Here is a 17,900-nt window from a genome sequence, read left to right as displayed (position 1 = left end):
GGGCGGCCGCTCCTGGGAGGGGAGCGGCCGCCCGTTCACCGGCCTGTGCCGGCGCTGGCTCGTCGTGGGTGCGAGATTCAGCGCTCTTCTTCGGAAGCGGTGTCCGGAACGGACGTCAGCCGCTCCGTCTCGTCCTGTATCTCAGCGGCGATCTTCTTGAGTTCCGGCTCGAACTTGCGACCGTGGTGGGCGCAGAAGAGCAGTTCTCCGCCGCTGAGCAGGACCACGCGCAGGTATGCCTGGGCGCCGCAGCGGTCGCAGCGATCGGCGGCCGTCAGCGGGCTCGCGGGGGTCAGAACAGTAGTCACGTCGCCTCTTCTCTAGCTCGACGAGCTGTCGTACCAGGGTCAACATCCAACCAGCCCGAAAACGTTCCCGCTCGTGGCTTTTCTTCGAAAAAATCTTTCCGGGGCGGCTGCCTGCTGCCGGTTGGCGGCGAATGTGCCGTATTGCGTGTCTTGTGCGCTTACGGGTTCGCGCTTGTCTTGCTGTCTCATCCTCCCGGCTGGGTTGCCGGTTGTTCATGAGGACGTGCCCGGAGCCTAAATGGTTCATGCCCCGAAGGGAACGTGATATGTACTTCACTCCATCGAGGGATCGAACACGTATACGAGCCTGGACTAGTGTGAGTTCCCCGCGAGGGTGGCGTTACACCGGCCCTACCAGGGCTCGGTACCCTCTGAGCGGCGACCGAAGCCGCCCCCTTACCCAGAAGGGGGCCACCTGAAATTCAGCGAGGAGCGAACCGCGTGACCGCCGATACGTCCGTGCCGTCCACAGCGCTGCTGGCAGGAGCAGACCGGGACGGTTCCAACTACACCGCGCGGCACCTGCTCGTCCTCGAGGGCCTCGAAGCCGTGCGCAAACGCCCCGGCATGTACATCGGCTCGACCGACAGCCGCGGCCTCATGCACTGCCTGTGGGAGATCATCGACAACTCCGTGGACGAGGCCCTCGGCGGCTACTGCGACCACATCGAGGTGATCCTCCACGACGACGGCTCCGTGGAGGTGCGCGACAACGGCCGCGGCATCCCCGTGGACGTGGAGCCGAAGACCGGCCTGTCCGGTGTCGAGGTCGTCATGACCAAGCTGCACGCCGGCGGAAAGTTCGGCGGCGGCTCCTACGCCGCCTCCGGCGGCCTGCACGGTGTCGGCGCCTCGGTGGTCAACGCGCTCTCGGCGCGTCTCGACGTCGAGGTGGACCGTGGCGGTCACACACACGCCATCAGCTTCCGCCGGGGTGTACCCGGTGCCTTCGCCGGCGGCGGCGCCGACGCGAAGTTCGAGGCCGGGAGCGGCCTGCGCAAGGCCAGGAAGATCCCCAAGTCCCGCGTCGGCACCCGCGTGCGTTACTGGGCCGACCGGCAGATCTTCCTCAAGGACGCCAGGCTCTCCCTGGAGAACCTGCACCAGCGCGCCCGGCAGACCGCGTTCCTCGTGCCCGGCCTGACCATCGTCGTCCGCGACGAGTTCGGTCTCGGCGAGGGCGGCAGCAAGGGTGAGGAGTCCTTCCGCTTCGACGGAGGCATCAGCGAGTTCTGCGAGTACCTGGCGAACGACAAGGCGATCTGCGACGTCCTCCGCTTCTCCGGCAAGGGCACCTTCAAGGAGACCGTCCCGGTCCTGGACGAGCACGGCCAGATGACGCCGACCGAGGTCACCCGCGAGCTGGGCGTCGACATCGCCCTGCGCTGGGGCACCGGCTACGACGCCAAGGTCAGGTCGTTCGTCAACATCATCGCCACCCCCAAGGGCGGTACGCACGTCACCGGCTTCGAGCAGGCCCTCACCCAGACGATGAACGACGTGCTGCGCGCGAAGAAGATGCTGCGCGTGGCCGAGGACAACATCGTCAAGGACGACGCCCTGGAGGGCCTCACCGCCGTCGTCACGGTCCGGCTGGCCGAGCCGCAGTTCGAGGGCCAGACCAAGGAGGTCCTCGGTACTTCGGCGGCCCGCCGCATCGTGAACAACGTGGTCACCAGCGAGCTGAAGGCGTTCCTGACGGCCACCAAGCGTGACGCGGCGGCTCAGGCCCGTGTCGTCATGGAGAAGGTGGTCGCCGCCGCGCGCACCCGGGTCGCGGCCCGCCAGCACAAGGACGCGCAGCGCCGGAAGACCGCCCTGGAGTCCTCGTCCCTGCCGGCCAAGCTCGCCGACTGCCGCAGCGACGACGTCGACCGCAGCGAGCTGTTCATCGTCGAGGGTGACTCCGCGCTCGGAACGGCCAAGCTGGCGCGGAACTCCGAGTTCCAGGCCCTGCTGCCGATCCGGGGCAAAATCCTCAACGTACAGCGGTCCTCGGTGACCGACATGCTCAAGAACGCCGAGTGCGGTGCGATCATCCAGGTCATAGGAGCGGGCTCGGGCCGCACCTTCGACATCGATCAGGCCCGCTATGGCAAGATCATCATGATGACCGACGCCGATGTGGACGGCTCCCACATCCGCTGCCTGCTGCTCACGCTGTTCCAGCGGTACATGCGGCCCATGGTCGAGGCCGGCCGGGTCTTCGCCGCCGTACCGCCGCTGCACCGCATCGAGCTGGTCCAGCCGAAGAAGGGCCAGGAGAAGTACGTCTACACGTACTCCGACCGCGAGCTGCGCGACAAGCTCATGGAGTTCCAGAGCAAGGGCGTCCGCTACAAGGACTCCATCCAGCGCTACAAGGGTCTGGGCGAGATGGACGCCGACCAGCTGGCCGAGACCACGATGGACCCGCGCCACCGCACCCTGCGGCGCATCAACCTCTCCGACCTGGAGGCCGCCGAACAGGTCTTCGACCTGCTGATGGGTAACGACGTGGCTCCCCGCAAGGAGTTCATCTCCAGCTCGGCGGCGACGCTGGACCGGTCGCGCATCGACGCGTAGCCACGGGCCGGGCCGGCCAGGAGCTGGGCCTGCTGACCCCGCTGTCGGCCCAGCCATGGACCGGGCCGACCGCGGGCGCCTGGGCTCGCTCGGCCGTGAACTGGGCCGGCTGGGTGGCCCGCGCTGGCTAGGTGGCCCGGGCTGGCTAGGTCATGGGGCTGGCTAGGCCATGGGGCTGGGCCGGCTTGCCCACGGGTCGGCACGGGCCGACTGCGGGGGTCCAGCCCTGCTCGGCCCGGGCCGGCTGCGGGCGCAGCCCTGCCCACCCCCCACGGCCCGGCCACCCTCGCGTCCCGTACCGGGCACCCACCGGGTTTCTCCACCCGCGGGTGGAGCCGGCACGGGCAGAGGTTCCACCCGTGATCCACCCGGGCTCCGATCCCCCGACCAGCGAATCTCCGTAGCTTCGAAGGTGTCGGCAGCACTCGCTCCGGCACCACTTCTCGCCCACGGAGGCGCTGATGTCCGGGCTCGTCAACGCGCTGGTGATCGTGGCGGTCGTCGCCATAGTGATCGCACGGCAGTTCCGTGCCCAGCCGATCGACACGGACCGCCGCTGGTGGCTGCTGCCCGTGATCCTCGCCGTCATGGCGCTGCGCGAGCCCGGCGTCCTCGACGCCCACCACCGGGTGGAATCGGGCGCGCTGCTCGCCGTCGAACTGCTGACTGGCCTGGCCACCGGTGCCGGCTGGGCTTGGACCACACGTATATGGACGTCTCCGGACGGCGTGGTGTGGACCAAGAGCACCAAGGCGAGCGGCGCCGTGTGGGTCGTGGGCATTGGTCTGCGGGTGGGTCTGTACGCCGCCGGTACCGCGCTCGGCGTGCACCAGGACAGTGCCGCACTGATGCTCGGTCTCGCCGGCACCCTGCTGGTCCGCGGCGGGATCCTGGTCCGGCGGGCGCGGTCCCGGGGCGCCGTCGGCCCCTCCGCCCCGGCGTACGGTGACGACAGCAGGCCGGCGTGGAAGGAGAGCGTGTGATCGGGAGCGTCTGGACACGCTGGCCCTCGCGGGAGGCTCTGGGCCGGGAGCGGAACTCCCGTCCGCGGCGGTTGCTCGCCTGGGCCGTCCGTGTGCTCGTCCTCGCCGTCCTGCTGTGGAGCGCCTTCGCCCACCGGACCGTCGGGATCTGGGGAGCGCTCGCTGCGGCAGCGGGAGTCCTTGTGGTGGGCTTCGCCGCCTGGGCCTTCTTCCGCACGACCTACGCTCACCGGCTGGTGCCCTCGTTGGCCCTCGCCGGGTGGCTGCTGGCCGTGGCGCTCGCCGCCCAGGCCACGGGGTTCCGAGTGCCGGCCCTGGTGATCTTCTGCGGTTGCGGGATCATCGCGCTGGAGAGACTGCCCCTCGCCGCGGCCGGCCCGGTGACAGCGGCGGGCCTCGCCGCGTACGCCGTCTTCAACACCGACGCCTGGCTCACCACGGCGGTCACCGTGGCGGGCATGGCGCTCGGCGGGTACGTCCTGCGTCTGGACGCCGAGGCCCGGGGGAACGCACAGCGGCTGCACGCCCAGGAGCGGGCCGCTCTGGCCGCCGAAGCCGAGTCCGCCGCGCTGACCGAGCGGGCACGGATCGCCCGGGAGATCCACGATGTGCTCGCCCACAGCCTCTCGGCCCAGCTCGTGCACCTGGAAGCGGCACGCCTGCTGATCGAGAACGGCGCGGACCGCGAAAGGATCCTGGAGCGGGTGGTGGCCGCCCGCGGGATGGCCCGGGACGGCCTCGCCGAGACCCGGCAGGCGCTGTCCGCGCTGCGGGGCGAGCTGACCCCCCTGGAGGACTTCCTGACCGAACTCGTCAGCGCGGCCGACGGCGCCGAGGTCACCGTCACAGGTGAACGCAGACACCTGCCGGCCGAGGCGTCCCAGGCCGTACGCCGGGTCGCGCAGGAGGCGCTGACGAACGTCCGTAAGCACGCCTACGGCGCCAAGGTGGATGTGCGGCTCGACTACAGCGAGCACGAAGTGACACTGAACGTCCGCGACTCGGGCGGACGGCCGGGCGAACTCGACGGATCCGGCGGCGGGTACGGTCTGCTCGGCATGCGGGAACGCGCCGAACTGCTGGGCGGTTCGCTGGACGCGGGTCCGGACGAGGAGGGGTTCGTGGTGACGCTGAAGGTGCCCGTATGACGGAGACCGAAGGGGAGAAGAAGCCCGCGCGCGTGGTGGTGGCCGACGACCAGACCGTCGTGCGTGAGGGCATTGTCATGCTGCTCGGGCTGCTGCCGGGCGTGGAGGTCGTGGGAGCGGCGGGGGACGGCGAGGAAGCGGTGCGGCTGGTCGGGGAACTCGCGCCCGACGTCGTCCTGATGGACCTCAGGATGCCCCGCTGCGACGGGGTGGAGGCCACGCGGCGGATCCGGGCGCAGTACCCCGCGACCCAGGTCGTGGTGCTCACCACCTACGCGGACGACGAGTCGTTGTTCCCCGCGCTGCGGGCCGGTGCCCGGGGGTATCTGACCAAGGACGCGGGCGGTGACGAGATCGTCCGAGCCGTGCACAGTGTGCTGTCGGGGGACGCGGGACTGTCCCCCAGCGTCCAGCGCCGCCTGCTGGAGCGGCTGTCGCAGCCGGAGACCGCGGCCGCCCCGGCACCCGGTGAGGCGCTCGACGGCCTCACCGCACGGGAGACCGAGGTCCTGGTGCTGATCGCCGACGGGCTCAGCAACCAGGAGATCGCCCGCAGACTGCACGTGTCGACCGCGACGGTCAAGACACATATCAACAACCTCTTCGCCAAGACCGGTCTCAAGGACCGGGCGCAGGCCGTGCGTTACGCCTACAGCAAGGGGCTGGTGCGGCCGCCCACCGGCTGAGTCACCTGATGGGGTGAAGAGCGGGAGGAAGAAGAGTCAGAGATGCTCCCGTTCTGTCCATCCTTGGGCATGCAGTCAAGCAACGGTCGTTCCCGCGGACCCGGGGACGGTCCCGAGAGTTCGGGCGGGAACCAGGAAGACCAGGGCGCGCCCTCCCGCGACGTGACGTACGAGGACCCCTGGTACGACACCCTGGCCGGCGGCTGGGGTGAGCTGGACGGGGCGGGCATGCCGGCGCCGGCCGTGCCGCCCGCACGGAGTGAGTCCGGCGTGCCGCCGATGCGCGCCCGCGACGTGTACGTCCAGGTGCAGCGCAGTCAGGCGTTCCAGGAAGTGCGGGGCAGGTACCGCCGGTTCGTGGTGCCGGGGACGGTCGCCTTCCTGGTCTGGTACGTGGGGTACGTGGTCGCGGCGACGACCGCGCCCGGACTCATGGCGCGGCCCGTCGCGGGGGCGGTGAACGTGGCGATGGTCGCCGGGCTCGGGCAGTTCCTGACGACGTTCCTGCTCACCTGGGCCTACGCCCGGCATGCGCGGCTGCGCCGTGACCGGGCCGCGCTGGAACTGCGCTGGGACACCCAGGAACTGGCCCGCGGAGCGCGGAGGGGAACCCTGTGACGGGCGACCATCAGACACTGGCGCTGCTGCTGTTCAGCGGGTTCGTGGCGGTCACGCTCGGGATCACGACCTGGGTGAGCCGCCGGCGGCACGGTTCGGCGGAGGAGTTCTACGCCGGCGGGCGGCTGTTCAGCCCGATGGAAAATGGTTTTGCCATCGCGGGTGACTACATGTCGGCCGCTTCCTTCCTCGGGATCTCCGGCCTCATCGCGCTGTACGGGTACGACGGACTGCTGTACGGCGTGGGCTTCTTCGTGGCGTGGCTGGTCGTGCTGTTCCTGGTCGCGGAACTGGTCCGCAACTGCGGCCGGTTCACCCTGGCCGACGTGGTGGCTGCGCGGATGAGCGAACGGCCGGTGCGGATCGCCGCCGGGACGTCCTCGGTCATGGTGTCCGTCCTGTACCTGGTGGCACAGATGGTCGGCGCGGGCAGCCTCGTGGCGCTGCTGCTGGGGCGGACGAGCGGTGCGGCCCAGGTGTGGGCGGTCATCGGCGTCGGCGCGCTCATGGTGATCTACGTGTCGTTGGGAGGCATGCGGGCCACCACCTGGATCCAGATCGTGAAGGCGGTCCTGCTGCTCAGCGGCACGGTCGTGCTGACCGTGCTCGTCCTGCTGCGTTTCCACGGGGATGTCGACCGGCTGCTGCTCACCGCGGCGGACCGCAGCGGTCACGGCAGGGCGTTCCTGGCGCCGGGGCTGAAGTACGGCGGGGACTGGACCGCGCGGCTCGACTTCATCAGCCTGGGCCTCGCGCTGGTGCTGGGCACGGCGGGCCTGCCGCACATCCTGTCCCGCTTCTACACCGTGCCGACCGCGCGGGCCGCCCGGCGTTCCGTGGTGTGGTCCATCGGCCTGATCGGCAGCTTCTACCTGATGACGATCGTCCTCGGATTCGGTGCGGCGGCGCTGGTGGGGCCGGGGGCCGTGCGCGCGTCCAACGCCGCCGGGAACACCGCGGTGCCCCTCCTCGCCCTCGACGTGGGCGGCGGGGCCGGCTCCACAGGTGGCACCGTGCTGTTCGCGGTGGTCGCCGCGGTGGCCTTCGCCACGATCCTCGCCGTGGTCGCGGGCATCACGCTCGCCTCCTCCGCCTCGGTCGCGCACGATCTCTACGCGTCGCTGCGACGCCCCGGCGCGAAGGCCCCGCGCGGCGAGGTGGCGGTGGCCCGGTGGGCGGCGGTGGGGATCGGCGTCGTGGCGATCGCGCTCGGCCTGCTGGCCCGCGATCTGAACGTCGCCTTCCTCGTCGGCCTCGCCTTCGCGGTCGCCGCGTCGGCGAACCTGCCGGTCCTGCTCTACTCCCTCTTCTGGCGCGGCTTCACCACACGTGGCGCGGTGTGGGCGGTGTACGGCGGTCTGCTCCCGGCGATCGGGCTCGTCCTGCTGTCCCCGGTGGTGTCCGGCAGCCCGGACTCGCTGTTCCCGGGCGTCGACTTCCAGTACTTCCCACTGGAGAACCCCGGTGTGGTCTCCATCCCGCTGGGTTTCCTCGCGGGCTGGCTGGGCACGGTCACGTCGGACGAGGAGGCGGACGAAGCCGGGTACGCGGAGACGGAGGTGCGTTCGCTGACCGGGGCCGGCGCCGTGTAGACGGCCGTCGAGACCGCCGCGCGGCTCCCCCGACGCATGCCGCTCAGGCGCGGGTTGCCCACACGTAACGGTGTTCCGGGCGGCCCGCGTCGCCGTACTTCAGGGTGAGCCGGGCCCGGCCGGTGCGCTCCAGCAGCTTCAGGTACCGCTGCGCGGTCTGCCGGCTCACCCCCGTCCGCTCGGCGATCTCCTGGGCCGACAGCGGGCGTTCGGCGGTCAGCAGAGCCTGGCGCACCAGCTCCGCCGTCGTGGGGGAGTGCCCCTTGGGCAGGCCGGGCTCCGAGGAGGCGGACAGGGCGCCGAAGATGCGGTCCACCTCCGCCTGCTCGGCCTCGCCGCCGCCGTCCAGGGTGCGCCGCAGCTCGGCGTACGCCTCCAACTTGGACCGCAGGCCGGCGAAGGCGAACGGCTTCACCAGGTACTGCAACGCTCCCTGCCGCATGGCGGCCTGCACGGTCGACACGTCCCGTGCCGCCGTCACCATGATCACGTCGGTCTGGTGGCCGCGCCGGCGCATCTCCTGGACGACCGCGAGACCGGTGCCGTCGGGCAGGTAGTGGTCCATCAGGACGAGGTCGAGGCGGGGCAGGGTCTCCACCTGACGCAGCGCATCGGCCGCGGTGTGCGCCTCGCCGGCCACATGGAAGCCCGGCACCTTCGCCACATAGGCGGCGTTGACCCGGGCCACGCGGGTGTCGTCGTCCACGACCAGCACCTCGATCATCACGCCTCCTCCTGGGCGGTGGCCGGACGGTCCGCAGTCTCCACGGGCCCGGTGAGCGCCGGCTTCGGTGCCGGTCCGCCGAGCGCCTCGGGCAGGACCACGGTGAACCGCGCACCGCCGCCGGGAGCCGTGCCCACGGTCGCGCTCCCGCCCTGCCGTTCGGCGAGCCGGCGCACCAGGGAGAGCCCGATGCCCCGCTTGCCGTGGGCGGGAGGCTCCTTGGTGGACCAGCCCTCGGTGAAGACCAGGTCCCGTCGGTCCTCCGGGATTCCGGGACCGGTGTCGGACACCCGCAGGACGACCGTACGGCCCTCCGCGCGCGACTCGACCTCCACGCGCGCGTGCGGCGTGCCCGCGACGGCGTCGAGGGCGTTGTCCACGAGGTTGCCCACGATGGTGACCAGCCCCCGCGGATCGATCAGCCGGTCCGGGAGCCGGGTACGCTCCGACACCCGCAGGGCGACCCCGCGTTCGGCCGCCACGGTCGCCTTGCCGACCAGCAGCGCGGCCAGCAGCGGGTCCTCGATCCTCTCCGTGACCTGCTCGGCGGTGGCCCGGTGGTCACCGACCACCTCACCGACGAACTCCACGGCGTCGTCGTACATCTCCAGCTCCAGCAGTCCCAGCAGCGTGTGCATGCGGTTGGCGTGCTCGTGGTCCTGGGCGCGCAGGGCGTCGATCAGCCCGTGCGTGGAGTCGAGTTCGCGTCCCAGCTGCTCCAGTTCGGTGCGGTCGCGCAGGGTGGCCACGGCGCCGCCGTCGTCGGTGGGCATGCGGTTGGCGACGAGGACACGCCGGCCGCGCACGGTGAGCAGGTCGGTGCCGGTCACCCGGCCGGCCAGCACGTCGGTCGTACGGCCCGCGCCGAGTGCCTCGTCCGGGGTCCGCCCGACGGCCTCGTCCCCGATGCCCAGCAGCCGGCGCGCCTCGTCGTTGAGCAGGCGGACCCGCCCGCCGCGGTCGAGCGCCACCACGCCCTCCCGGATGCCGTGCAGCATCGCCTCGCGCTCCGCCAGGAGGGCCGAGATGTCCGAGAAGGCCAGGTCCCGGGTCTGCCGCTGGACCCGGCGCGAGATCAGCCACGCGGCCAGCGCGCCCACCGCGAGCGCGCCTCCGGCATACGCGAACAGTCCCGGGATCGCACTGATCAGCCGGGCCCGCACGCTGTCGTAGGCGATGCCGACGGAGACCGCGCCGACGACGTGGTGGCCGGCGTCGTACAGCGGCACCTTGCCGCGGGCCGAGCGCCCGAGGGTCCCCTCGTCGATCTCCATGACCTCCTCGCCGCCCAGGGCGTCGGAGGGGTCGGTGGACACGGTGCGGCCGACCTGCGAGGGCGTGGGGTGCGACCAGCGCACCCAGTGCCGGTCGAGCACCACGATGTACTCCGCGTGCGTGGCCTTCCGGATCCGTTCGGCCTCCCGCTGCACCGGGCCGTCACTGGTCGGCGGGGTACGCAGGACGCCCTCGGCCAGCTGCGGGTCCTGTGCCGTGGTCTCGGCTATGGCGAGCGCGCGGCGCATCGCCTCCTGGTCCAGCTGCCTGCTCAGTGGCGCCAGGAAGAGCCCGGTCGCCAGCACCGCCACCCCCGCGGCGATCGCCACCTGCATCAGCAGCACCTGCGAGAACATCCGCCGGGGCAGACCGAGGCGCAGGCGGCGCGCGGGGGGAGTGGGGCTCATGCCCCCGACGGTACGTGGGACGGGCGGACGCACCCCAGCGGATGTGGCACGGATCGCTTGGCCTTCTGCATGGTCCCGGAAGCCGATCGTTGACGGACGCCGTACGGAGTGGACGGAGCAACATTGACCGTCGACCTGTTGACCGGGCACGGCGGTTTGACCGGGCATCGCGACGATCATGGCCGGGGGCCGCGCCTGCACCCGGCCGGGCTAGCTCGCCAGCGCCGTTCGCCCCAGTTCGCGCACGTCGATCACGTCCATCCGCGCGGGGGTCCCCAGCACCGCCGCGCCGCAGCTCTCCGGGCGGGGCGGCAGCGACGCCCCCTGCGCCACGGTGACCCGCCATCGGCGGCCGTCGGCGTGGGCCACGGTGACCTCACGGCGCGCGGCCGGCCCCTCGGTCCGTACGACGCTCAGCACGCCCGCCCGGTACTCGCGCGCCGCCGACCGTACGGCCAGCTCCGCCGCCTGGCCGGGCCGGTCCCACGCGGAGCACCCCCGGCATCCCTCGACCACCACGCGCCCCTCCCGGACGCCGTGCAGGGCCTCCTTGACGGTGTGCGCCTCCGCGCGGCCGTAGGCGTAGCCGTACGGCAGGACGAGCACCGTCGGGGCGAACCGATGTCCACCCAGATGGGTGACCTCCCAGACGCCCGGCACCCCGGACGCGACCAGCTCCGTGGCCAGGGGACGGCCCAGCAGGGCGCAGCAGCGGTCGCGCTTGCTGTTGGTGCACACGAGCGCCAGCGGGTCACCCCGGTGGGGCAGGCCGTCGAGGGCGGCGCCGAAAGAACGGTGGTCGCCCGTCCCGAGGGCACCGAAGTCGAGACCGAGCAGCCGCCGCGGATCCCGGGTGGTGGCGCTGTGCAGCCACACCCGGCCGGGAACGGTGTGCGCGGCGTAGACCTGCCGCATCGGCGGCGTGCCGGGATCGGCGTGGCGTCCGGGGCGGCGGATGAGCGCGATCCGGACGCCGGTTCCCTCGGCGGCGGCCTCCAGCGCCCGGCCCAGCGCGGGGTCCAGATGGCTGGAAGTGAGCGCCTTGGCGCCCCAGGGGCCGGGCTGTTCCAGCAGCAGCCATGTCGTCGCCAGGGCAGCCGTGCCGGAAACCGGCTCGTCAAGGCTGCGGGAGACGGTCGCGCACCTACTCACAGAGGTGAGCCTAACCTGACTCCGCGCGGAGGGACTTCCGGCCCGGGGGTGTCCTACTCCGGGAGGGGCTGGGGCGGGCGCGGGCCGACGTAGTGGCCGCTGGGCCGCATGCGCAGCGGACGCTCGCCGTACTCCTCCAGGGCGTGGGCGATCCAGCCCGCCGTCCGGGCGACGGCGAAGATCGTCTCACCGGCCGTGGCAGGCATGCCGCAGGACGCGGTGAACACCGCCAGGGCCAGGTCCACGTTGGCGTGCAGCGGGGTGTGCCGGGCGGTCGTGGCGACGACGTCCCGGGCCGCGAGCAGCGCGGACTCCGCGCCCGGGACCTGCTCCAGCAGTTCGAACAGCACCCGCGCGCGGGGGTCCTCGCCCGGGTACAGACGGTGGCCGAGACCGGGCACGCGACGGCCGGCGCGCAGTTCCTCGGCGATGACGGGGACCGCGGTGCCCTGGTCGAGCACGTCCAGCAGCATCCGGTGGGCCAGGCCGCTGGCCGCGCCGTGCAGCGGGCCCTCCAGCACGCCGAGCCCGGCCGAGACGGCCGCGTACGCGTGTGCCCGGGCCGAGGCGGCGACCCGGACCGCGAGCGTGGACGCGGCCAGGTCGTGGTCGGCGAGCAGCGCCAGCGCGGTGTCCAGGACGCGCAGGGACGCCTCGTCGGCCGGGCGGCCGGTCAGCCGGCCCCACAGCCGGCGGGCCAGCGGGCTTTCGGCGTCTTCCCGGTGGTCGTGCCCGTTCCGCGGCAGGGCGGCCACCAGGGTGGGGATGAGGATGCGCGCGGTGCTCAGCACGGCCGCCTCGGACAGGTCGAAGCGCAGCGGGTCCTCGGCCGCCATGGCGACCGCCGCCACCCGCAGCCGGTCGACGGGCGAGGCGTGTTCGGACAGGGCGTCCACCGCGCGGCGGGCGACCTTGACGGTGCCCTCGGGTGCCGTGAACGTCACCCCGGGGGTCAGCCCGCCGGTCCACAGCCACTCCGCGACCTCCTCGTAGGAGTGCCGGAGGGCCAGTTCGACGGCGTCCACGCCCCGGAAGTAGTACCGGTCCCGCTCGATGAGGGTGATCCGGGTGCGGACGGACAGGTCACCGCCGGAGCCCTGGCCCCCGGCCGCCTCACGCCGGTTGCGGCGGGCGAGGGCCTCCACCTCCTTGGCCTCGAAGGTGCTGGCCCGGCCGCCGGGTTCGCGCCGGCTGCTGAGCAGACCGCGGCTCACGTACGCGTAGACCGTCTCGGGCTTCACACCGAGCAGCTCGGCGGTCTCCTTGGTGGTCAGCCGGGGCCCCGGACGGTGGGGAGCGGTGTCGTGATCGCGCATGAGGGCCACCGTAGTCCCCTGTGCACAGCTTGATGGCTATACATTGATCGAATCAATATTGACACGCCGTGAGTCAAGCATGGACAGTCGGATCAAGCTCAGGGAGGAAAGTCATGCGCATCAACAGGGCCGCCACCCCGCTCATCGACGCCCCGCGCGGTCTCGCGGGTGTCGTCGTCGCCGAGACGCAGGTCGGCGACGTCCGCGGCAGGGAGGGCTTCTATCACTACCGGCAGTACTCCGCCGTCGACCTCGCGCGCGGCCGCGGCTTCGAGGACGTCTGGCATCTCCTGGTCCACGGCACGCTCCCCGACGCGTCGCGCGGCGCCGCCTTCGCCGCGGAGACGGCCGCCCTGCGGCACCTGCCGGGGGACGTCCGCGCGGTCCTGCCCGCGATCGCCGCCGCAGGCCGGCTGTCCGGGCCCCTGGCCGGGCTGCGCACGGCGCTGTCCCTGCTGGGTGCCGCGCGCGGTCTGCGGCCCGTGTACGACATCGACACCGACCGGCGTCGCGCCGACACGGTGGCTGTCTGTGCAGCCGTACCCACCCTGCTCACCGCGCTGTACCGGCTCGGGCGGGGGCTCGACCCGGTCGAGCCGCGTGACGACCTCCCGTACGCCGCCAACTACCTGTACATGTTGACCGGTTCGGAACCGGATCCACGTCGGGCACGTGCGGTCGAGCAATACCTGATCTCCACCGTCGACCACGGATTCAATGCGTCAACCTTCACCGCACGCGTCATCGCCTCCACGGGCGCCGACGTCGCGGCTTGCCTGTCCGGTGCCGTCGGCGCCCTGTCCGGACCGCTGCACGGAGGCGCGCCCAGCCGGGCCCTGACACGCTGGACGCCATCGGCACGCCCGACCGCATCGACCCCTGGATCCGCGAGCGGGTCCTCGCCGGTGACCGGATCATGGGCTTCGGGCACGCCGTCTACCGCACGGAGGACCCCCGCTCGCGGATGCTGCGGGAGATCGCCCTCGGCTTCGGCGGCCCCCGGGTGGAGTTCGCGGTGGAGGTCGAGCGCCGGGTGGAGGCGATCCTCGCCGAACTGAAACCCGGGCGCGAGCTGCACACCAACGTCGAGTTCTACGCCGGGGTGGTCATGGAACTCTGCGGTCTGCCCCGGGAGATGTTCACCCCCACCTTCGCGGCGGCACGCGTCGTGGGCTGGAGCGCCAACGTCCTGGAACAGGCGGCCGACTCCAAGATCATCCGCCCGGCTGCGCGGTATGTGGGACCCCGGGCGCCGGTGGCGGTGCCCGCGGCCGGCTGACGCAACGACCCCGAGGACCCTCTTATCCTGGGCCGAAGCCGAAGCCGAAGCCGGTTCACAGGAGAGAGGTCACCCCTTGGGGAACAGCATGGCGAACAGCCAGGACACCAGCCGTGCTCCGCAGCAGATCCCGGTCGTCGTGCTCGCCGGGTTCCTGGGCTCCGGGAAGACCACGCTCCTCAACCACCTCCTGCACCGCAGCGGAGGCAGCCGTATCGGGGCGATCGTCAACGACTTCGGGGCCATCGAGATCGACGCGATGGCGGTGGCCGGCGCGCTCGGCGACTCGACCGTCTCACTCGGCAACGGCTGCCTGTGCTGCGCGGTCGACGCGGGTGAACTCGACCTCTACCTGGACCGGCTCGCCGCGCCGGCCGCCGGCATCGACGTGATCGTCATCGAGGCCAGCGGGCTCGCCGAGCCGCAGGAACTCGTGCGCATGGTGCTCGCCAGCGAGCACCCCGGCATCGTCTACGGCGGACTCGTCGAGGTCGTCGACGCCGCCGAGTTCGACGACACGCGCGCGAAGCACCCCGAGATCGACCGGCACCTGGCCCTCGCCGACCTGGTCGTCGTCAACAAGCTCGACCGTGCCGCCGACGCCGGCCGGGTCCTCGGACTCGTCCGTTCCCTCACCGACCGTGCGGCCGTGGTCCCCGCCACCTACGGGCGGATCGACCCCGAGTTCCTCTTCGACTGCCGGCCGAGCGAGGAGCGCGTCGGGCAGTTGTCCTTCGACGACCTGCACGAGCACACCGCTCCCGCCGGACACCTGCACACCGGCTACGACAGCCTGTCCTTCCCCTCCGATGTCCCCATGGAGCCGCGTCGGCTCATGCGGTTCCTGGACAGCCGGCCCGAGGGGCTGTACCGGATCAAGGGGTACGTCGACTTCGGGCCGTACGACCCGGCCAACCGTTACGCCGTCCACGCCGTCGGCCGGTTCCTGCGCTTTTATCCGGAGCCCTGGCCGCCCGGCGAGGCCCGCCGCACCCAGCTCGTGCTGATCGGCTCGGGCATCGACACGGACGCTCTCGGCAAGGAACTGGAGGCGTGCGCGGACGACGCCCCGCACGCCGACGAACACGGCATGTGGGGCGTCCTGCGCTACGTACGGGGTCCGGCCGGAGCGGAAGCCGACCCGGCGGACCCGCCCGTCTGAAACACCGAGCCCACCACGACAGCGGCCCTGCCGGATCGCCGACCCGCTGGAGCACCGGCCCGCTGGAGGACCGGCCCGCTGGAGCACCGGCCCGGTGACCCGGCGGAGCCATCCGCCCGGAACACCGGCCCTCCCGGGGACATCGGCCCCGCTGGAGCACCGACCCGGTGACCCGGCGGACCCGCCCGTCTAGGACACCGGCCCCGCCACCACCGCGACCGTCTTCGGCAGCGACGTGCCCGAGCCGTCCCGGCGCGGGTCCGGCTCCGGCAGCTCCACCGGCGTGCCGTTCTTCTGGGCCGCGCGCGCGGGCAGCGGGCCCGCCCAGCCCAGGGACAGGCAGTCCTCGCCCTTCAGGAACCGCTGGCAGCGCACACCGCCGGTGGCCCGCCCCTTGCGCGGGTACTGGTCGAACGGCGTCAGCTTGGCCGTCGTCTGCACCGAGTCGTCCAGCGTGCCGCGCGAGCCCGCCACCGTGAACACCACCGCGTCGGCGGCCGGGTCGATCGCCGTGAAGGAGATCACCTTCGCGCCCTCGGTGAGCTTGATGCCCGCCATGCCGCCCGCCGGGCGGCCCTGCGGGCGGACGACGGAGGACTGGAAGCGCAGCAGTTGCGCGTCGTCCGTGATGAACACCAGGTCCTCCTCGCCGGTGCGCAGCTCCACCGCGCCGACGATCCGGTCGCCCTCCCGGAGCGAGATGACCTCCAGCTCGTCCTTGTTGGACGGGTAGTCGGGCACCACACGCTTGACGACACCCTGCTCGGTGCCGAGCGCCAGGCCGGGGGAGGACTCGTCCAGCGTGGTCAGGCAGACCACCGTCTCGTCACCCTCCAGGGAGACGAACTCCGCCAGTGGGGCCCCTCCGGAGAGGTTCGGTGCGCCCGCCGCCTCGGGCAGCTGCGGCAGGTCGACCACGTTGATGCGCAGCAGGCGGCCGGCCGAGGTCACCGCACCGACCACGCCGCGCGCGGTCGCCGGCACCGCCGAGACGATCACGTCGTGCTTGACGCGCTTGGCGCCCGCCGCCTCCGGGAACGGCTCGTCGGTCGCCGTACGGGCCAGCAGGCCCGTCGAGGACAGCATCACCCGGCACGGGTCGTCGGCCACCTGGAGCGGCACGGCGGCCACCGGGGTGCCCGCGGACTCCAGCAGGACCGTGCGCCGGTCGGTGCCGAACTTCTTCGACACCGCCGCGAGTTCGGCCGAGACCAGCTTGCGCAGCTCCGCGTCCGACTCCAGGATCCGGGTCAGCTCCTCGATCTCCGCGGTGAGCTTGTCCTTCTCCGCCTCCAGCTCGATCCGGTCGTACTTGGTGAGCCGGCGCAGCGGGGTGTCGAGGATGTACTGCGTCTGCACCTCGCTCAGCGAGAAGCGCTCCATCAGGCGTTCCTTGGCCTGGGCGGAGTTCTCGCTGGAGCGGATGAGCCGGATGACCTCGTCGATGTCGACCAGCGCGGTCAGCAGGCCCTCGACCAGGTGCAGCCGGTCGCGCTTGCGGCCCCGGCGGTACTCGCTGCGGCGCCGGACCACGTCGAAGCGGTGGTCGAGGTAGACCTCCAGCAGCTCCTTCAGGCCCAGGGTGAGCGGCTGGCCGTCGACCAGGGCGACGTTGTTGATGCCGAAGGACTCCTCCATCGGGGTCAGCTTGTACAGCTGCTCCAGGATGGCCTCCGGCACGAAGCCGTTCTTGATCTCGATGACCAGGCGCAGGCCGTGCTCGCGGTCGGTGAGGTCCTTGACGTCGGCGATGCCCTGGACCTTCTTGGCGTTGACCAGGTCCTTGATCTTCGCGATGACCTTCTCGGGGCCCACCGTGAACGGCAGTTCGGTGACCACCAGACCCTTGCGGCGGGCGGTGACGGTCTCGACCGAGACCGTGGCGCGCATCTTGAAGGTGCCGCGCCCGGTCGCGTACGCGTCCCGGATGCCGTCCAGGCCGACCACCCGGCCGCCGGTGGGCAGGTCCGGCCCCGGGACGTGCTTCATCAGCGCGTCCAGGTCGGCGGCCGGGAACCGGATCAGGTGGCGGGCGGCGGCGATGACCTCGCGCAGGTTGTGCGGGGGCATGTTCGTCGCCATCCCGACCGCGATGCCCGAGGCGCCGTTGACCAGCAGGTTCGGGAAGGCGGCGGGCAGCGCCAGCGGCTCCTGCTCCTGGCCGTCGTAGTTCGGCGCGAAGTCGACCGTGTCCTCGTCGATCGACTCGGTCATCAGGCTCGCCGCTTCGGCCATCCGGCACTCGGTGTACCGCATGGCGGCCGGCGGGTCGTCGTTGCCCAGCGAGCCGAAGTTGCCGTGCCCGTCGACCAGCGGTACGCGCATGGAGAACGGCTGCGCCATGCGCACGAGGGCGTCGTAGATCGACGCGTCGCCGTGCGGGTGCAGCTTGCCCATGACCTCGCCGACGACACGCGCGCACTTCACGTACGAGCGTTCGGGGCGCAGGCCCATCTCGCTCATCTGGTACACGATCCGGCGGTGCACGGGCTTGAGGCCGTCACGGGCGTCCGGCAGGGCGCGCGAGTAGATGACCGAGTACGCGTACTCGAGGTAGGAGCCACGCATCTCGTCCACGACGTCGATGTCGAGGATCCTCTCCTCGAACGAATCGTCGGGCGGCGGGGTCTTCGTGCTGCGGCGGGCCATCGCTGCCGGCTCCTCCTGATCTGGTCGCTCGCCGTG

At 71.9% G+C, this 17,900-nt stretch carries 13 protein-coding genes and 1 pseudogene; 8 read left to right on the top strand and 6 right to left on the bottom strand.

Annotated features, from left to right (window positions below; translation table 11 throughout):
* Positions 1–77: 77 nt before the first annotated feature.
* The gene (locus tag GT045_RS00675) at positions 78–308 is read right to left on the bottom strand and encodes a hypothetical protein (RefSeq protein ID WP_161297560.1); all 231 of its coding nucleotides are present in this window, start codon (positions 306–308) and stop codon (positions 78–80) included.
* Between the two features lie 441 nt (positions 309–749).
* Between GT045_RS00675 and GT045_RS00670 the strand changes: the two genes are divergently transcribed.
* From GT045_RS00670 to GT045_RS00645, 6 genes are all read left to right on the top strand, one after another.
* Positions 750–2,873: a DNA topoisomerase IV subunit B gene (locus tag GT045_RS00670; RefSeq protein ID WP_161332951.1), complete on the top strand. Its 2,124-nt coding sequence runs from the start codon at positions 750–752 to the stop codon at positions 2,871–2,873.
* A 461-nt stretch (positions 2,874–3,334) separates the two neighbouring features.
* Complete coding sequence (locus tag GT045_RS00665; RefSeq protein WP_161332950.1) at positions 3,335–3,856, top strand: DUF1453 domain-containing protein; 522 nt, start codon at positions 3,335–3,337, stop codon at positions 3,854–3,856.
* Entirely contained in the window at positions 3,853–5,004 is a 1,152-nt protein-coding gene (locus GT045_RS00660; protein WP_161332949.1) for a histidine kinase, read from the top strand. Before GT045_RS00665 ends, GT045_RS00660 begins: the two co-directional genes overlap by 4 nt.
* Positions 5,001–5,690: a response regulator transcription factor gene (locus GT045_RS00655; RefSeq protein WP_161332948.1), complete on the top strand. Its 690-nt coding sequence runs from the start codon at positions 5,001–5,003 to the stop codon at positions 5,688–5,690. Before GT045_RS00660 ends, GT045_RS00655 begins: the two co-directional genes overlap by 4 nt.
* Before the next feature lie 69 nt (positions 5,691–5,759).
* The gene (locus GT045_RS00650; protein WP_202526731.1) at positions 5,760–6,308 is read left to right on the top strand and encodes a DUF485 domain-containing protein; all 549 of its coding nucleotides are present in this window, start codon (positions 5,760–5,762) and stop codon (positions 6,306–6,308) included.
* Positions 6,305–7,900: a cation acetate symporter gene (locus GT045_RS00645; protein WP_161297555.1), complete on the top strand. Its 1,596-nt coding sequence runs from the start codon at positions 6,305–6,307 to the stop codon at positions 7,898–7,900. The genes GT045_RS00650 and GT045_RS00645 overlap by 4 nt, the downstream gene beginning before the upstream one ends.
* Positions 7,901–7,943: 43 nt before the next feature.
* Here GT045_RS00645 and GT045_RS00640 read toward each other — a convergent pair whose 3' ends face one another.
* The 4 genes from GT045_RS00640 to GT045_RS00625 form a co-directional block, all read right to left on the bottom strand.
* Positions 7,944–8,624 carry a response regulator gene (locus GT045_RS00640; RefSeq protein WP_161332947.1) on the bottom strand — a complete coding sequence of 227 codons (681 nt, stop codon included), beginning with the start codon at positions 8,622–8,624 and terminating at the stop codon, positions 7,944–7,946.
* Positions 8,624–10,306, bottom strand: a complete 1,683-nt coding sequence (locus GT045_RS00635) for a sensor histidine kinase (RefSeq protein ID WP_202526729.1) — start codon at positions 10,304–10,306, stop codon at positions 8,624–8,626. The genes GT045_RS00640 and GT045_RS00635 overlap by 1 nt, the downstream gene beginning before the upstream one ends.
* Before the next feature lie 210 nt (positions 10,307–10,516).
* The gene (locus tag GT045_RS00630; protein WP_161332946.1) at positions 10,517–11,458 is read right to left on the bottom strand and encodes a sucrase ferredoxin; all 942 of its coding nucleotides are present in this window, start codon (positions 11,456–11,458) and stop codon (positions 10,517–10,519) included.
* Positions 11,459–11,511: 53 nt separating this feature from the next.
* On the bottom strand, positions 11,512–12,774 hold the full coding sequence (locus tag GT045_RS00625) for a citrate synthase (RefSeq protein WP_202526727.1): 1,263 nt from the start codon (positions 12,772–12,774) through the stop codon (positions 11,512–11,514).
* 113 nt (positions 12,775–12,887) lie between these two features.
* Here GT045_RS00625 and GT045_RS00620 point away from each other — a divergent pair.
* Together GT045_RS00620 and GT045_RS00615 are read left to right on the top strand one after the other, a co-directional pair.
* A pseudogene (locus tag GT045_RS00620) lies at positions 12,888–14,053 on the top strand (citrate synthase/methylcitrate synthase).
* A gap of 88 nt (positions 14,054–14,141) precedes the next feature.
* Positions 14,142–15,215, top strand: coding sequence for a GTP-binding protein (locus tag GT045_RS00615; RefSeq protein ID WP_161332944.1), 1,074 nt, complete (start codon positions 14,142–14,144; stop codon positions 15,213–15,215).
* A 189-nt stretch (positions 15,216–15,404) separates the two neighbouring features.
* Here the strand turns inward: GT045_RS00615 and GT045_RS00610 are convergent, their stop codons facing one another.
* On the bottom strand, positions 15,405–17,864 hold the full coding sequence (locus GT045_RS00610; protein WP_161332943.1) for a DNA topoisomerase IV subunit A: 2,460 nt from the start codon (positions 17,862–17,864) through the stop codon (positions 15,405–15,407).
* Positions 17,865–17,900: the final 36 nt, after the last annotated feature.

Source organism: Streptomyces sp. SID486 (genome assembly GCF_009865385.1).
Lineage (GTDB): Bacteria > Actinomycetota > Actinomycetes > Streptomycetales > Streptomycetaceae > Streptomyces.
Note: the sequence above shows the minus strand (reverse complement) of the source record. Positions and strands in the feature narration are given on the sequence as shown.

What these genes read in the sequence shown, in the direction of transcription:
- GT045_RS00615 (WP_161332944.1), top strand. Translation starts at nt 14,142, where the DNA reads ATGGCGAACAGCCAGGACACCAGCCGTGCTCCGCAGCAGATCCCGGTC.
- GT045_RS00610 (WP_161332943.1), bottom strand. Translation starts at nt 17,864, where the DNA reads ATGGCCCGCCGCAGCACGAAGACCCCGCCGCCCGACGATTCGTTCGAG.
- GT045_RS00655 (WP_161332948.1), top strand. Translation starts at nt 5,001, where the DNA reads ATGACGGAGACCGAAGGGGAGAAGAAGCCCGCGCGCGTGGTGGTGGCC.
- GT045_RS00625 (WP_202526727.1), bottom strand. Translation starts at nt 12,774, where the DNA reads ATGCGCGATCACGACACCGCTCCCCACCGTCCGGGGCCCCGGCTGACC.
- GT045_RS00650 (WP_202526731.1), top strand. Translation starts at nt 5,760, where the DNA reads ATGCAGTCAAGCAACGGTCGTTCCCGCGGACCCGGGGACGGTCCCGAG.
- GT045_RS00640 (WP_161332947.1), bottom strand. Translation starts at nt 8,624, where the DNA reads ATGATCGAGGTGCTGGTCGTGGACGACGACACCCGCGTGGCCCGGGTC.
- GT045_RS00665 (WP_161332950.1), top strand. Translation starts at nt 3,335, where the DNA reads ATGTCCGGGCTCGTCAACGCGCTGGTGATCGTGGCGGTCGTCGCCATA.
- GT045_RS00635 (WP_202526729.1), bottom strand. Translation starts at nt 10,306, where the DNA reads ATGAGCCCCACTCCCCCCGCGCGCCGCCTGCGCCTCGGTCTGCCCCGG.